Annotated in this window: 13 protein-coding genes; 9 read left to right on the forward strand and 4 right to left on the reverse strand. The window is 56.2% G+C overall.

From position 1 onward, the window contains the following. The first annotated feature begins 44 nt into the window (after window positions 1-44). From hfq to hflC, 4 genes are all read left to right on the forward strand, one after another. Window positions 45-353, forward strand: a complete 309-nt coding sequence (hfq, locus tag ES815_RS11800) for an RNA chaperone Hfq (RefSeq protein WP_032616179.1) — start codon at window positions 45-47, stop codon at window positions 351-353. Between the two features lie 77 nt (window positions 354-430). Further along, window positions 431-1,711: a ribosome rescue GTPase HflX gene (gene hflX / locus ES815_RS11805; protein WP_142487954.1), complete on the forward strand. Its 1,281-nt coding sequence runs from the start codon at window positions 431-433 to the stop codon at window positions 1,709-1,711. A gap of 116 nt (window positions 1,712-1,827) precedes the next feature. Then, complete coding sequence (gene hflK / locus ES815_RS11810; RefSeq protein ID WP_142487955.1) at window positions 1,828-3,081, forward strand: FtsH protease activity modulator HflK; 1,254 nt, start codon at window positions 1,828-1,830, stop codon at window positions 3,079-3,081. Window positions 3,082-3,083: 2 nt separating this feature from the next. Further along, the gene (hflC, locus tag ES815_RS11815; protein ID WP_142487956.1) at window positions 3,084-4,085 is read left to right on the forward strand and encodes a protease modulator HflC; all 1,002 of its coding nucleotides are present in this window, start codon (window positions 3,084-3,086) and stop codon (window positions 4,083-4,085) included. Window positions 4,086-4,137: 52 nt separating this feature from the next. Here the strand turns inward: hflC and ES815_RS11820 are convergent, their stop codons facing one another. Next, window positions 4,138-4,428 carry a hypothetical protein gene (locus tag ES815_RS11820; protein ID WP_142487957.1) on the reverse strand — a complete coding sequence of 97 codons (291 nt, stop codon included), beginning with the start codon at window positions 4,426-4,428 and terminating at the stop codon, window positions 4,138-4,140. A 371-nt stretch (window positions 4,429-4,799) separates the two neighbouring features. On the opposite strand from ES815_RS11820, the gene ES815_RS11825 reads away from it, so the two are divergent. The 4 genes from ES815_RS11825 (at window position 4,800) to rlmB (ending at window position 10,002) form a co-directional block, all read left to right on the forward strand. After that, complete coding sequence (locus ES815_RS11825) at window positions 4,800-6,098, forward strand: adenylosuccinate synthase (protein ID WP_142487958.1); 1,299 nt, start codon at window positions 4,800-4,802, stop codon at window positions 6,096-6,098. A 203-nt stretch (window positions 6,099-6,301) separates the two neighbouring features. Then, window positions 6,302-6,727: a nitric oxide-sensing transcriptional repressor NsrR gene (gene nsrR / locus ES815_RS11830; protein WP_142487959.1), complete on the forward strand. Its 426-nt coding sequence runs from the start codon at window positions 6,302-6,304 to the stop codon at window positions 6,725-6,727. A 38-nt stretch (window positions 6,728-6,765) separates the two neighbouring features. Continuing rightward, window positions 6,766-9,207: a ribonuclease R gene (rnr, locus tag ES815_RS11835; RefSeq protein WP_142487960.1), complete on the forward strand. Its 2,442-nt coding sequence runs from the start codon at window positions 6,766-6,768 to the stop codon at window positions 9,205-9,207. 63 nt (window positions 9,208-9,270) lie between these two features. Beyond that, window positions 9,271-10,002: a 23S rRNA (guanosine(2251)-2'-O)-methyltransferase RlmB gene (gene rlmB, locus ES815_RS11840; protein ID WP_142487961.1), complete on the forward strand. Its 732-nt coding sequence runs from the start codon at window positions 9,271-9,273 to the stop codon at window positions 10,000-10,002. Window positions 10,003-10,093: 91 nt separating this feature from the next. Here rlmB and ES815_RS11845 read toward each other — a convergent pair whose 3' ends face one another. After that, the gene (locus ES815_RS11845; protein ID WP_142487962.1) at window positions 10,094-11,383 is read right to left on the reverse strand and encodes an MFS transporter; all 1,290 of its coding nucleotides are present in this window, start codon (window positions 11,381-11,383) and stop codon (window positions 10,094-10,096) included. A gap of 183 nt (window positions 11,384-11,566) precedes the next feature. Here ES815_RS11845 and ES815_RS11850 point away from each other — a divergent pair, with 183 nt between their 5' ends. Continuing rightward, window positions 11,567-13,189, forward strand: coding sequence for an isovaleryl-CoA dehydrogenase (locus ES815_RS11850; RefSeq protein WP_142487963.1), 1,623 nt, complete (start codon window positions 11,567-11,569; stop codon window positions 13,187-13,189). Window positions 13,190-13,192: 3 nt separating this feature from the next. On the opposite strand, the gene ES815_RS11855 is transcribed toward ES815_RS11850, so the two are convergent. Together ES815_RS11855 and yjfN are read right to left on the reverse strand one after the other, a co-directional pair. After that, window positions 13,193-15,118 (reverse strand): methyl-accepting chemotaxis protein, encoded by a 1,926-nt coding sequence (locus tag ES815_RS11855; protein WP_142487964.1) that lies wholly within the window; start codon window positions 15,116-15,118, stop codon window positions 13,193-13,195. Between the two features lie 172 nt (window positions 15,119-15,290). After that, window positions 15,291-15,578 carry a DUF1471 family protease activator YjfN gene (gene yjfN / locus ES815_RS11860; RefSeq protein WP_142487965.1) on the reverse strand — a complete coding sequence of 96 codons (288 nt, stop codon included), beginning with the start codon at window positions 15,576-15,578 and terminating at the stop codon, window positions 15,291-15,293. Window positions 15,579-15,674 lie beyond the last annotated feature (96 nt).

The raw sequence follows: 15,674 nt of genomic DNA on the forward strand, positions 1-15,674 counted from the left end.
CGCAAGGTTCTAAGTACAAAACAAGCATATAAGGAAAAGATAGAATGGCTAAGGGGCAATCTTTACAAGATCCGTTCTTGAACGCACTGCGTCGTGAACGTGTTCCAGTTTCTATTTATTTGGTGAATGGTATTAAGCTGCAAGGTCAGATTGAGTCTTTCGATCAGTTCGTGATCCTGTTGAAAAACACGGTCAGCCAGATGGTCTACAAGCACGCGATTTCTACTGTTGTTCCGTCTCGCCCGGTATCTCATCACAGCAATAACGCTGGCGGCGGTTCCAGTAACTACCATCATGGCAGCAACGCGCAGGGTTCTTCTGCGCCTGCGCAGGACAGTGAAGAAACCGAATAAGGTTACTGGCTGTTATTTCCATATCGGGGAGCCAGGTTTTCTGCGTTCCCCGCTGATCTTTTTTGAGAGGTTTACGCTTGTTTGACCGTTACGATGCCGGTGAGCAGGCGGTGCTGGTACACATCTATTTTTCGCAAGACAAAGATATGGAAGATCTCCAAGAGTTTGAATCTCTGGTCTCTTCCGCCGGTGTCGAAGCAATGCAGGTGATTACCGGTAGCCGTAAAGCGCCGCACCCAAAGTATTTTGTTGGTGAAGGTAAAGCAGTAGAGATTGCGGATGCCGTTAAAGCGACTGGCGCATCAGTCGTGCTTTTTGATCACGCCCTGACGCCGGCCCAGGAACGCAACCTGGAACGTCTGTGTGAATGCCGGGTTATCGATCGGACGGGTTTGATTTTAGACATTTTTGCTCAACGTGCACGTACCCATGAGGGGAAATTGCAGGTTGAGCTGGCGCAGTTGCGCCATCTGGCAACGCGCCTGGTGCGCGGCTGGACACACCTTGAAAGACAGAAAGGCGGGATTGGTTTGCGCGGCCCGGGTGAAACCCAGCTCGAAACCGACCGCCGCTTGTTACGTGGCCGTATAACCCAGATCCTCTCACGGCTCGAAAGAGTGGAGAAGCAACGTGAGCAGGGGCGCCGATCGCGACAAAAAGCAGACATTCCGACGGTGTCGCTTGTCGGTTATACCAACGCAGGTAAATCCACCCTGTTTAACCAGATAACTGAGGCCCAGGTGTATGCCGCAGACCAGCTGTTTGCAACCCTGGATCCGACGCTGCGCCGCATTGACGTGGCGGATGTCGGAGAAACCGTGCTGGCGGATACCGTTGGTTTTATCCGTCATCTGCCGCACGATCTGGTGGCCGCATTTAAAGCCACCCTGCAGGAGACCCGTCAGGCGACGTTGCTGTTGCACGTTATTGACGCTGCGGATGTACGCCTGCAGGAAAACATTGATGCAGTGAATATTGTGCTGGAAGAAATTGACGCGCACGAGATCCCGACGCTGCTGGTAATGAACAAAATCGATATGCTGGACGGCTTCGAGCCGCGTATCGACAGGAATGAAGAGAACATACCGATTCGGGTCTGGCTTTCTGCCCAGACCGGTGTTGGTGTACCACTGCTTTTCCAGGCCTTAACAGAACGTCTTTCCGGTGAAGTGGCTCAGCACACGCTGCGTTTACCGCCCGAGGAAGGCCGACTGCGCAGCCGTTTTTATCAGCTTCAGGCGATAGAAAAAGAGTGGATGGAGGATGACGGCAGCGTGGGGTTGCAAGTGCGTATGCCGATCGTTGACTGGCGTCGCCTCTGTAAACAAGAACCTGCGCTGGTCGACTACGTCGTCTGACCGGAAAGGAGATGCCTGAAGGTTTTTGCCCTTTGGGATACCTGCATCGCAGTGGATGCCCCGGCATGCCAGGCGTTTGAAGGTATATCACCGCATAACAAATATGGAGCACATACATGGCGTGGAATCAGCCCGGTAATAACGGACAAGACCGCGACCCGTGGGGGAGCAGCAATAATCAAGGCGGCAACTCCGGGGGAAATGGCAACAAAGGTGGTCGTGAGCAGGGGCCACCCGATCTGGATGATATCTTCCGCAAGCTGAGTAAAAAGCTGGGCGGTCTTGGCGGTGGTAAAGGCACTGGCGGCGGTACTGGCCAGGGGCCGCGTCCTCATATGGGCGGTCGCGTGGTGACTATTGTTGCGGCAGCAGCCGTAATTATCTGGGCTGCCAGCGGGTTCTACACTATCAAAGAAGCCGAACGCGGTGTTGTTACCCGTTTTGGTAAATTCAGCCATCTGGTTGAGCCAGGCCTGAACTGGAAACCAACCTTTATTGATGACGTCACGGCGGTGAACGTTGAATCGGTGCGTGAGCTGGCGGCATCCGGCGTGATGCTGACGTCTGACGAAAACGTGGTGCGCGTTGAGATGAACGTGCAGTACCGCGTGACCGATCCGGAACGCTACCTGTTTAGCGTGGCCAGCGCGGACGACAGCCTGCGTCAGGCTACCGACAGCGCCCTGCGCGGCGTGATCGGCAAATACACCATGGACCGCATCCTGACTGAAGGTCGTACCGTTATTCGTAGCGATACCCAGCGCGAGCTGGAAGAGACTATTCGTCCGTACAACATGGGTATCACCCTGCTGGACGTTAACTTCCAGGCTGCTCGTCCACCGGAAGAGGTGAAAGCGGCGTTTGACGATGCCATTGCTGCCCGTGAAAACGAACAGCAGTACATCCGTGAAGCAGAAGCCTACACCAACGAAGTACAGCCGCGTGCGAACGGCCAGGCCCAGCGTATTCTCGAAGAGGCGCGTGCTTATAAGACGCAGACCGTGCTGGAAGCACAGGGTGAAGTGGCTCGCTTTGCGCGCATCCTGCCAGAATATAAAGCGGCTCCGGAAATTACCCGTGAGCGTCTCTATATCGAGACCATGGAGAAAGTGCTAAGCCATACTCGTAAGGTACTGGTTAATGACAGCAAAAATGGCAACCTGATGGTTCTGCCGCTGGATCAGATGCTGAAAGGCGGTAACGCTCCGGCGAAAAACGATAACAGCGGTGCCAACAATCTGCTGCGTCTGCCTCCTGCCTCATCAGGCAGCGCCAGCGCGAACACAACGCCTTCTTCTAACGATGGTGACATTATGGACCAACGCCGTGCTAACGCGCAGCGTAACGACTACCAGCGTCAGGGGGAATAAGGATGCGTAAGTCAGTTATTGCGATCATCATTATCGTACTGGTCGTGCTTTACACCTCGATCTTTGTGGTGAAAGAGGGCGAGCGAGGGATTAAATTCCAGTTCAGCAGCGTCGTGCGTGACGGTGACAAGCGCCCGGTGATCTATGAGCCGGGCCTGCACTTTAAGGTTCCTTTTATCCAGTCCGTGAAAACGCTTGATGCGCGTATCCAGACGATGGATAACCAGGCCGACCGTTTCGTGACTAAAGAGAAGAAAGACCTGATCGTTGATTCTTACATCAAATGGCGTATCAGTGATTTCAGCCGCTACTTCCTGGCAACAGGCGGCGGTGACGTCTCTCAGGCGGAAGTTCTGCTGAAACGTAAGTTCTCTGACCGTCTGCGTTCTGAGATTGGTCGTCTGGATGTGAAAGACATCGTGACCGACTCCCGTGGTCGTCTGACCCTGGAAGTGCGCGATGCGCTGAACTCTGGATCCGCAGGCACAGAAGATGAAGTCGAAACACCGGCAGCAGACGATGCGATTGCCAAAGCCGCCGAGCGCGTTCAGGCTGAAACCAACGGCAAAGTGCCGGTGATCAACCCGAACAGTATGGCTGCGCTGGGTATTGAAGTGGTTGACGTGCGTATCAAGCAGATCAACCTCCCGGCCGAGGTGTCTGAAGCGATCTACAACCGTATGCGCGCTGAGCGTGAAGCTGTAGCCCGTCGCCATCGTTCACAGGGTCAGGAAGAGGCTGAAAAGCTGCGCGCAACGGCAGACTATGAAGTCACTAAAACGCTGGCGGAAGCTGAGCGTCAGGGTCGTATAATGCGTGGTGAAGGTGATGCTGAAGCGGCAAAACTGTTCGCCGATGCGTTCAGCCAGGATCCAGACTTCTACGCCTTTATCCGTAGCCTGCGCGCTTACGAAAGCAGCTTCCAGAGCAACCAGGATGTGATGGTGCTGAGCCCGGACAGCGATTTCTTCCGCTACATGAAATCACCTGCTGCCAGCCGCTAAAACTAAAATGGCGCCTCACTGAGGCGCCATTTTTTTACCACAAAAGTAAGGTTTAGTTACCCAGCAGTTTATTCAGCAGGCCGCCGACAATTGGCAGGCTTGCCAGGGTTGATTCAATCATACCACCCACAGTAGAACCAATGGTTGAACCCACTTTTTCTCCCAGGTCCGGGGCGATAGTGGAAAGATTAACGGTGCCAATCAGCGGCAGGTCAACACTCAGCAGATCGGTACCCATTGACCATGCAGCAGTCCCAATTTTGCTACCTAAAGAAGCCAGACCATCCTGCAGCCAGCCAGCACCGCTGACACATTCAATTTCAAACGCTGTTAATTCTTTCATTATAATCATCCTAATTATTTAGTTATTTAGCTCCGCCCTCTGGCGGCGCGAAACGATCCTGACAACCTTTGAAATATTCAGCAATACCAGTGGGTTGTGAATTTTATCTCATCTCTTTGAATCACATTGGCGCATAACAGAAAGCGGTAATTTCTGAAGATGAAATAGATATTGTGACTATTTCAACACGGCATTATTACGTCTCTACCGCACCGCTTGTGATAAGAATCGGTCTGTCACACAAGATATTGAGGTAATCGTTTAACTGCTGATGAACCCGTCAATTTCGACGAAATTTGTATACAAAAAAAGCTGAACATCATCAAAACCGATGGTAGAATCCATTTTTAAGCAATCGGTGATTTTGAAAAATGGGTAACAACGTCGTCGTACTGGGCACCCAATGGGGTGACGAAGGTAAAGGGAAGATCGTCGATCTTCTGACTGAACGTGCTAAATTTGTTGTGCGTTATCAGGGTGGTCACAACGCGGGCCATACTCTCGTAATCAACGGTGAAAAAACCGTCCTCCATCTTATTCCATCAGGCATTCTTCGTGACAATGTGACCAGCATCATCGGTAACGGTGTTGTGCTGTCTCCTGCTGCGCTGATGAAAGAGATGAAAGGCCTGGAAGACCGTGGCATCCCGGTTCGCGAACGTCTGCTGCTCTCCGAAGCCTGTCCGCTGATCCTCGACTACCACGTTGCGCTGGACCTGGCTCGTGAAAAAGCGCGTGGCGCGAAAGCGATCGGTACCACCGGTCGTGGTATCGGCCCGGCTTACGAAGATAAAGTTGCCCGTCGCGGTCTGCGCGTTGGCGACCTGTTCGACAAAGCCACCTTTGCTGAAAAACTGAAAGAAGTGATGGAATATCACAACTTCCAGCTGGTGAATTTCTATAAAGTTGACGCGGTTGACTACCAGAAAGTACTGGACGATGTGATGGCGGTTGCCGACATCCTGACCGGTATGGTTGTTGATGTTTCCGATCTGCTGGACCAGGCGCGTCAGCGTGGCGATTTCGTCATGTTCGAAGGTGCGCAGGGTACGCTGCTGGATATCGACCACGGTACCTATCCGTACGTAACTTCCTCAAACACCACCGCGGGTGGCGTGGCAACCGGCTCTGGCCTGGGCCCACGTTATGTGGATTACGTTCTGGGTATCATCAAAGCTTACTCCACTCGCGTGGGTGCGGGTCCATTCCCGACCGAGCTGTTTGATGACATCGGCGAGTTCCTCTGCAAGCAGGGTAACGAGTTTGGCGCGACCACCGGTCGTCGTCGTCGTACCGGCTGGCTGGATGCGGTTGCTGTGCGCCGTGCGGTGCAGATCAACTCCCTGTCTGGCTTCTGCCTGACCAAACTGGACGTCCTGGACGGCCTGAAAGAAGTGAAAATCTGCGTTGCCTATCGTATGCCGGATGGCCGCGAAGTGGCCACCACTCCGCTGGCAGCTGATGACTGGCAGGGCATTGAGCCAATCTACGAAACCATGCCAGGCTGGTCTGAAACCACCTTCGGCGTGAAAGAGCGTAGCGGCCTGCCGCAGGCGGCACTGGATTATATCCAGCGCATTGAAGAACTGACCGGTGTGCCGATTGATATTATCTCTACCGGCCCGGACCGTAGTGAAACGATGATTCTGCGCGATCCGTTCGACGCATAATGATGGTTTTGCCCGGCGGCGTTGCGCTTGCCGGGCTTACAAAACCCCATCGTAGGCCGGATAAGCATCGCGTATCCGGCTTTTTCCTTCTCCTTCCCTCCTTTCAGTTTAAATAAATTCGCCGTTGACTATCTGGCTGGTTTATCATCATTAATGAATATCTCTGCGGATACACCGCGATTTACCCTTTTCCTGAGGTTGATGTGCAGTTAACAAGTTTCACCGATTACGGATTACGCGCGCTGATCTACATGGCGTCGTTACCCGATGGGCAGATGACCAGTATCTCTGAGGTGACAGAGGTGTACGGTGTGTCCCGTAATCATATGGTCAAAATAATCAATCAACTTAGCCGTGCCGGATATGTTGCTGCCGTCCGAGGGAAAAATGGCGGCATCCGCCTCGGTAAACCGGCACAGAGTATTCGTGTTGGCGATGTGGTACGTGAACTGGAGCCGTTGTCTCTGGTGAACTGCAGCAGCGAGTTCTGCCACATTACCCCCGCCTGTCGTCTGAAACAGGCGCTTTCTAAGGCCGTGCAAAGTTTTCTCATGGAGCTGGATAACTACACGCTGGCCGATTTGGTTGAAGAGAATCAACCGCTGTATAAATTATTGCTGGTGGAATGAAGAAAATTTCCACCGGAGATGACAACGGAGGAACCGATATGTCACAAGATCCTTTCCAGGAACGCGAAGCTGAAAAATACGCTAATCCTATCCCAAGCCGCGAGTTCATCATTGAACACTTAACTAAACGCGAAAAACCCGCTAATCGTGAAGAACTTGCCGTTGAATTAAACATTGAAGGCGAAGAGCAAATTGAAGCCCTTCGCCGTCGTCTGCGCGCTATGGAGCGTGACGGACAACTGGTCTTTACCCGCCGTCAGTGCTATGCCCTGCCTGAACGTCTCGACCTGCTGAAAGGCATGGTGATTGGTCACCGTGATGGTTTCGGCTTCCTGCGCGTCGAAGGCCGCAAGGACGACCTGTACCTCTCCTCTGAACAGATGAAGATGTGCATTCACGGTGACCAGATCCTGGCCCAGCCGCTGGGCGCCGATCGTAAAGGTCGTCGTGAGGCGCGCGTGGTGCGCGTGCTGGTGCCGAAAACCAGCCAGATCGTGGGCCGCTACTTCACCGACGCCGGTGTCGGTTTTGTGGTGCCGGACGACAGTCGTCTGAGTTTTGACATCCTGATTCCGCCGGAAGAGGTGATGGGCGCGCGGATGGGCTTTGTGGTGGTGGTTGAACTGACCCAGCGTCCAACCCGCCGTACCAAAGCGATCGGTAAGATCGTCGAAGTGCTGGGCGATAACATGGGCACCGGCATGGCCGTGGACATGGCGCTGCGTACCCACGAAATTCCGTACGTCTGGCCAAAAGCGGTTGAAGAGCAGGTTGAAGGCCTGAAAGAGCAGGTACCGGAATCGGCAAAAGCGGGCCGGGTGGATCTGCGCAGCCTGCCGCTGGTCACTATTGATGGCGAAGACGCCCGCGACTTTGATGACGCCGTCTACTGCGAGAAAAAACGCGGCGGGGGCTGGCGCCTGTGGGTGGCGATTGCGGATGTGAGCTATTACGTTCGGACCGGCACCCCGCTGGATGGTGAAGCCCGCAACCGTGGCACCTCGGTTTACTTCCCGTCGCAGGTTGTGCCGATGCTGCCGGAAGTGCTTTCCAACGGTTTATGCTCGCTCAACCCGCAGGTTGACCGTCTGTGCATGGTGTGTGAAATGACCATCTCCACCAAAGGGCGTTTAACCGGCTACAAATTCTATGAAGCGGTGATGAGTTCACATGCTCGCCTGACCTACACCAAAGTGTGGCATATGCTGCAGGGTGACCAGGATCTGCGTGAACAGTATGCGCCGCTGGTGAAGCATATCGAAGAGCTGCATAACCTCTATAAAGTGCTGGATCAGGCGCGTGAAGAGCGCGGCGGTATCTCATTTGAGAGTGAAGAGGCGAAGTTCATCTTCAACGCCGAACGTCGCATCGAGCGGATCGAACAGACCCAGCGTAACGATGCGCACAAGCTGATTGAAGAGTGCATGATCCTGGCGAACATCTCCGCGGCGCGCTTCGTTGAGAAAGCCAAAGAGCCCGCGCTGTTCCGTATTCACGATAAACCGACCACCGAAGCCATCACCTCGTTCCGTACCGTGCTGGCGGAGCTGGGCCTTGAGCTGCCGGGCGGCAACAAACCCGAGCCGCGCGATTACGCCGAGCTGCTGGAGTCCATCAGCGATCGTCCTGACGCGGAAATGCTGCAAACCATGCTGCTGCGCTCCATGAAGCAGGCGATTTACGATCCGGAAAACCGCGGCCACTTCGGCCTGGCATTGCAGTCATACGCCCACTTTACCTCGCCGATCCGTCGTTACCCGGACCTCTCCCTGCACCGCGCCATTAAATATCTGCTGGCGCAGGAGCAGGGTCATAAGGGCAACACCACGGAAACCGGGGGTTACCACTACTCCATGGAAGAGATGCTGCAGCTGGGCCAGCACTGTTCGATGGCGGAACGCCGTGCGGATGAAGCGACCCGTGATGTTGCTGACTGGCTGAAGTGTGACTTCATGCTGGATCAGGTCGGGAACGTGTTTAAGGGCGTGATTGCCAGCGTTACCGGCTTTGGCTTCTTTGTGCGTCTTGATGAACTGTTCATTGATGGTCTGGTGCATGTCTCCAGCCTGGATAATGACTACTACCGTTTTGACCAGGTCGGCCAGCGTCTGATTGGCGAATCGGGCGGTCAAACCTATCGTCTGGGCGATCGCGTGGAAGTGAAGGTTGAAGCCGTCAATATGGACGAGCGCAAGATTGATTTCAGCCTGATCTCCAGCGAGCGTGCGCCGCGCAACCTGGGTAAAACCGAGCGTGAGAAAGCGAAGAAAGGGACTGCCGGTAAAACCAGCGGCAAACGACGTCAGGCCGGTAAAAAGGTAAACTTCGAGCCGGACAGCGCCTTCCGCGGCGAGAAAAAACAGAAGCCGAAGGCCGCGAAGAAAGAAGCCAGAGCAGCGAAAAAGCCCTCGGCTAAATCCCAGAAAATCGCCGCCGCGACCAAAGCGAAGCGCGCAGCGAAGAAAAAAGTAGCGGAATAATTTTCCCTGACCTTGATCCTCTCCCTTTTGGGAGAGGAGAACAGTAATTAATGAGAATCATCAATGAGTGAAATGATTTACGGCATCCATGCGGTGCAGGCCCTGCTGGAGCGCGCACCGGAGCGTTTTCAGGAAGTATTTATTCTGAAAGGGCGTGAAGACAAACGCCTGATGCCGCTGATCCATGCCCTGGAAGCGCAGGGCGTGGTGATCCAGCTGGCGAACCGTCAGTATCTGGATGAGAAAAGCGAAGGCGCGGTACACCAGGGGATCATCGCCCGCGTGAAGCCGGGCCGCCAGTATCAGGAAAACGATCTGCCGGATCTCATCGCAACTCTGGATAATCCGTTCTTCCTGATCCTCGACGGCGTGACCGATCCGCACAACCTCGGTGCCTGCCTGCGCAGCGCTGATGCGGCGGGTGTCCACGCGGTGATCGTGCCTCGGGACCGTTCCGCACAGCTCAACGCGACGGCCAAAAAAGTGGCCTGTGGCGCGGCGGAAAATGTGCCGCTGATCCGCGTGACCAACCTGGCGCGCACCATGCGTCAGCTGCAGGAAGAGAATATCTGGATCGTAGGTACCGCAGGTGAAGCGGACCATACCCTGTTCCAGAGCAAAATGACCGGCCGCATGGCGCTGGTGATGGGTGCCGAAGGCGAAGGTATGCGTCGTCTGACCCGCGAGCACTGCGATGAGCTGATCAGCATTCCGATGGCGGGCAGCGTTTCGTCCCTGAACGTCTCCGTAGCAACCGGCATCTGCCTGTTTGAAGCGGTGCGCCAGCGCGGGTAGCCTGTTGTGCCGGGTGGCGGCTTCGCCTTACCCGGCCTACAAAAGCTCGATTCCGTAGGCCGGGTAAGCGCAGCGCCACCCGGCACATACCTCACTCCTCCAGCGACCGCAAATGGTCATCCTTCCTGAGCGTCATCAGCGCCACAATACTCACCACCGCCGTCGCCATGACGTAATACGCCGGAATATCCAGATTCCCGGTCTCTTTTATCAGTCCGGTAATGATTAAGCCCGCGCACCCCGAAAATATGGCGTTCGACAGTGAATAAGCCAGCCCCAGCCCGGTATAGAGCACTCGCGTCGGGAACATCTCTGACAACATGGCGGGTCCTGGCCCTGCCAGCATCCCCACCAGTCCACCGGCAATCAGCACCACTATCGCTTTCACCGCCAGGGTGCTGGATTCCGCCTGCAAAATTTTCAGCAGCGGCAGGGCAAGGATCAGCAGCAGTGCGGCGGCAATCACCATTACCGTGCGCCGTCCGATGCGGTCACTTAGGATCCCCGACGGAATAATGGTCAGCGCAAAGCCGATATTGGAGATCACCGCAATCAGTAGCGCCTGGTTAAAGCCGGTATGCAGGGCTGATTGCAGATAGGCGGGCATGATCACCAGATAGGTATAGCCCGCGGCAGACCACACCATCACCCGGCCGATCCCCATCACGATGGCCTTCAGGGTGTCACCGGTCCGCGCCTTCACCGCCACCGGTTTGGTTTGCTGTTTCACGAAGCTCGGCGTCTCTTCCATGCTCACCCGCAGCCACAGGGCCACCGCCCCCAGCGGCAGGGCGATAAAGAACGGGATGCGCCAGCCCCAGTCGTGTAAAGCTTCTGGCGTCAGCAACGCCGAGAGCAGCGCCACGATCCCCGCCCCGGCCAGCAGACCCAGCGCAACGGTAAAGGACTGCCATGCGCCGTACAGTCCGCGTTTGCCGCGTGGAGCGAACTCGGTCATCAGCGACACTGCGCCGCCATACTCGCCGCCGGCGAACAGCCCCTGCAGGATCCGCAGGCTGGTGATGAGCAGCGGCGCGGTAATGCCGATACTGGCATACACCGGCACGACGCCGATCGCCGCCGTGGCCAGGGTCATCATCACCAGCACGATGATCAGCGTGGGCTTGCGCCCGATACGATCGCCGAGCCGCCCGAAGACGATGGCGCCCAGCGGACGGAAGAAAAAGGCGATAGCAAAAGAGGCGTAGGTGAGGATCAGGCTGGTCAGCCCGGCCTCACCGCTGAGCTGGAAAAAGTTTTTTGCAATCACGGTGGCCAGAAAACTGTACACTGCAAATTCATACCATTCGATAAAGTTACCAATAGAGCCAGCAACTAAAGCACGCTTATGGGCATCCGGCGCCCGCTGAGTGGATTGCATCGTTATTCTCTCCATGAGGGTAAGAATAAATTATTCACCATAAAAACAGATGAGAAATTTATTATTCGTTCATTGTGTGAGCTAATTCACGCTTGCAAGGGGCGATATTTTGCGACCGCTTTCGTGCAGCGTCTGCCCGCTCTGTCCATAATTACCTCATTGCCATAGAAGGAGGGATACATTATGCACTGGCAGACGCACACTGTTTTTAATCAGCCTGCGCCACTCACCAACAGCAACCTTTTTCTTTCCGACCGAGCCCTGTGTGAAGCGGTCAGCCGTGAAGGTGCCGACTGGGACGCCGAGCTACTCGCCAGTATCGGCCAGCAGCTGGGTACCGCAGAATCACTGGAACTGGGCCGCCTCGCCAACGTCAATCCACCCGAGCTGCTGCGTTTTGACGCCAGCGGAACCCGGCTGGACGATGTGCGCTTTCATCCCGCGTGGCATCTGCTGATGCAGGGCCTCTGCGCCAACCGGGTACATAACCTGGCGTGGGAAGAGGAGGCGCGCAAAGGGGCCTTCGTAGCCCGGGCAGCGCGTTTTATCCTGCATGCGCAGGTAGAAGCCGGCACGCTCTGCCCGATCACCATGACCCATGCCGCCACGCCGCTGTTGCAACAGGCGTTACCGCGATCCTTCCACGACTGGCTGACGCCGCTCCTTAGCGATCGGTATGACTCCCATCTGGCGCCGGGCAACCAGAAGCGCGGTCTGTTAATCGGTATGGGGATGACGGAAAAGCAGGGCGGATCGGATGTCCTCAGCAATACCACCCGGGCAGAGCGCTGCAGCGACGGCAGCTACCGGCTGGTGGGCCATAAGTGGTTTTTCTCGGTGCCGCAAAGCGATGCGCACCTGGTGCTGGCACAGACGAAAGGCGGCCTGTCGTGCTTTTTCGTTCCCCGTTTTCTGCCTGACGGCCTGCGCAATGCCGTGCATCTGGAGCGTCTGAAAGACAAGCTGGGCAACCGCTCCAACGCCAGCAGTGAAGCCGAGTTTCTCGACGCTACCGGCTGGCTGCTGGGCGAAGAGGGTGAAGGCGTGCGCCAGATCCTGAAGATGGGCGGCCTCACCCGTTTCGACTGCGCGCTGGGCAGCCACGGCCTGATGCGCCGGGCATTCTCGGTGGCGTTATATCATGCCCACCAGCGACAGACCTTTGGCAAAAACCTGATCGATCAGCCGCTGATGCGCGATGTGTTAAGTCGCATGGCGCTCCAGCTGGAGGGGCAGACGGCGCTCCTGTTCCGCCTGGCGCGGGCCTGGGATCGCCGTGACAGCGAGCACGAAGCTCTGTGGGCGCGGCTGTTTACCCCGGCCGCGAAACTGGCGATCTGTAAAGCGGGGATCCCGTTCGTCGCCGAAGCGATGGAGGTCCTTGGCGGCATCGGCTATTGCGAAGAGAGCGAGCTGCCGCGCCTGTACCGGGAGATGCCGGTCAACAGTATCTGGGAGGGCTCGGGCAATATCATGGGGCTGGATGTGCTGCGGGTGCTGGCGAAGCAGCCAGCGGTGATGGATCTGCTGGCCGATGATTTTGCCGACGTGAAGGGGCAGGATCGGCACTTCGATCGCAGCTGGCGTCAGCTACAGCAGAAGCTACGTAAACCACAGGAGGCGCAGGGAAGGGAGATCGCCCGGCAGATCTTCCTGCTGGGCGCGGGGGCACAGATGTTGCGCCATGCATCACCGCCGGTGGCGCAGGCCTGGTGCCGTGAAATGCTCGACGCCCGGGGAGGATCCCTGCTCAGCGAGCAGGTCCAGGACGACCTGCTGCTGCGCGCCACGGGCGGCGTGGCCTGATCCTTACAGGCGGAACAGGCTGACCAGATCGGTCAGGTGTGAACCCTTCCCGCGCAGAACCTGCGCCGTCTGTTCACTGCGCGAGACGCGGTCGGCGTTGATATGCGACGCTTCGCCGATATGCGTCATCGCCAGGTTCACCTGACCAATGCCTGCCGACTGCTCGCGGGAGGCATGGTTTATCTCCGTGACCAGCTGATTGATATTGTCGATGTGCTCGATGATGCTCTCCATCGCATGCCGGGTCTGCTCCGACAGGGCGTGGCCCTCGCTTACCTTGCTGAGCGTATCGCCAATCAGCTGTTCAATCTCCTTCACCGCATTGGCGCTGCGCGCTGCCAGGGCACGGACTTCCTGGGCCACCACGGCGAAGCCTTTACCGTGCTCTCCCGCCCGGGCGGCTTCTACAGCGGCGTTCAGCGCCAGAATATTGGTCTGGAAAGCGATCCCTTCAATTACCCGCGTGATGGCTTCGATGCGTTTCGATGCTTCGCGAATATCGTCCATGGTGGCAACAGCATTGCTGACGGTCTCTCCGCCCTGATGCACCGCCCGGGAGGTTTCGCCCACCAGCTGCTGGGTCTGCTCCATATTGGCCGCATTCTGCTGCACGCTGGCCGCCAGCTGCTCCATGCTGGCGGAGGTCTCTTCCACGCTGCTGGCCTGCTTGTTGATCTGCTCAGAGATCTCGCTGGTATCCGCTGCCAGGGCGTTGGTTCCCAGATGGATATCTCCCGCGGCTTCGCGCACCTGCAGCACGATTTTTTGCAGACCGCCGCCAATGCCGTTGATGGCATTGATCAGCTGGCCCACCTCATCCTGACGAGTGGCAGGCAGGGTAGCGCGTAGATCGCCGGCAGCATATTGTTCTGCCAGACCAATCACATCGCGCAGCGGGCGTGAAAGCCAGCGGCGGATGATAAACACGAACAGCATGGCAAAGAGTGCGGACAGGGCCACGCCGGCCAGCAGGAAGCGATCCCGCAGGCTGGTCACATCGGCCAGCAGGACGGTTTTATCCACCTCGCCCACGATGGTCCAGTTCCAGCCCGGGAGCGGCGTCCAGGCCATAATCAGCGTGCGACCATCGGCGCTCTGGCGCTCCAGGGTGCCGGATTTATCCCCCAACAGCTGCTGCTGAACGCCGTTCTCCCACGTCGGCAACCGCCCCTCTTCTGCGCTATGGAACAGGTACTGGCCGTGATTTTTGCCGTTACTGCGGTCCAGCACAAAGAAGTGACCGCTCTCGCCCAGACGACGGCTGAGGATCTTCTCGCGCATGACGTTCCACGAGTGAGTAATGTCGACCCCAACGAAGATAATGGCGATTACCTGCCCGTCCGCGTCTTTTACCGGCTGATACTGGGTGATATAGCGTTTGCCGAACAGCAGGGCGAGGCCGCGATAAACCTCACCTTTGGTGACTACCGCCCAGGCAGGACTGGCATGATCCAGTACCGTCCCGATGGCCCGATCGCCGTTCTCTTTACGCAGCGAGGTTGCCACGCGGACGAAGTCATCGCCGTTGCGGACAAACAGCGTCGAGATAGCACCGGTGCGATTCAGGAAATCATCGGGCGTGGTGTTGTTCTCATGGAGTTCCGTATCGCCGCCTTTCAGCAGCGGAACGTTCTGACCGTTGATGGTGCGGGGCTGGCTGACGTCAAGGCTCAGCGGCTGCGGCAAAAAGGTGGTGAACAGACGGGTATAGCTCTCCACCTCTTCGGTGAGGCTGGTATTGAACATCTGCACCATGTCCACCACGCCGGTGGACTGATTATGCAGGTCTTCTATAGCCAGGGATTCGAGTTTTTGACTGGTGTTATAGCTCAGGAGAAAAGTGAAAAGCAGAAAGAGTGTAGCGACACTCAAGCCGGTAAGCAGCGATAGCTTTGTGCCCAGACCTGCACGGCGAAAAAAGTTGATCATAAATTGCTCATTGCTAAAAAGGTAACGCTTTTCAACGGCAGAGCAGGGATAACATTTATTGGGTTTATGTAACAAAATGTTACAAGAATGTCTCGGGGTAGTAGCGGCAAGGATAATAGAATTGTAAATGTTAAAAAGCCACTCTTTTTTAGTGGCTTTTTATCGGCGCTTTTCAGGCGTAGAGAATGGCTTGTACCCGCCAGCGATCAACATGGCTGTCTTCCTGCATGGTTATGATGCGATACCACGACGCTCCCTGTTCATCTGCTTTAAGCGCGATCATGCGCTCTACATCCTGCGGACTCCCTGAGATATCACTCACGGAAATCAGTCCAATTTCATTCAAACCCGTCACACAATCAGCGCTGGCAAATTCGGCTGACTGAGCGGCAGTACTCACCAGACCGGCTGAGAGTAACAGTGAGGTCAAAGCAAGAGATCGTTTCATCGTCAGCTCCATTTTACGTGTCCCCGGTATCCGCCGGGCAATCCTTCGCTAATAAACTCGCTTCCATTGTCCCAGGCATGGAGTTTATTGTGGACAGGAAAACGTCTA

The sequence above is a fragment of the Leclercia adecarboxylata genome, assembly GCF_006874705.1.
Classification (GTDB): Bacteria; Pseudomonadota; Gammaproteobacteria; order Enterobacterales; family Enterobacteriaceae; genus Enterobacter; species Enterobacter adecarboxylatus_C.